Raw genomic sequence first — 390 nt, 5'->3', positions numbered from 1 at the left:
GCCGCTTGTCGCCCGGCTGGTCCTCGCGCGCCAGCACCACCGCCTCGCGCACGCCGGCGCAGGCCGACAGTTTCGCTTCAATCTCACCGAGCTCGATGCGGAAGCCGCGGATCTTGACCTGGAAGTCGTTGCGCCCCAGGTATTCGATATTGCCGTCGGCCAGATGGCGTCCCAGGTCGCCCGTCTTGTACATGCGGGCGCCGGCCACGCCGGCGAACGGATCGGGCAGGAAGCGTTCCTCGGTCATCTGCGGCAGGTTCAGATAGCCGCGCGCCACGCCGGCCCCGCCGATGTACAGCTCACCGGCCACGCCGGCCGGCACCGGCTGGCGCCGCGCGTCCAGGATGTAGACCTGGGTGTTGGCCACCGGACGGCCGATGTGGGCGATTA

At 69.7% G+C, this 390-nt stretch carries 1 protein-coding gene; it reads right to left on the bottom strand.

What is annotated here, in order from left to right; genetic code table 11:
- On the bottom strand, positions 1-390 hold a 390-nt coding region (locus KVP70_RS33395), incomplete at both ends, for an AMP-binding protein (protein WP_217946731.1).

It is taken from the genome of Duganella violaceipulchra (genome assembly GCF_019166075.1).
Taxonomy (GTDB): Bacteria; Pseudomonadota; Gammaproteobacteria; order Burkholderiales; family Burkholderiaceae_D; genus Rugamonas; species Rugamonas violaceipulchra.
Note: the sequence above shows the minus strand (reverse complement) of the source record. Positions and strands in the feature narration are given on the sequence as shown.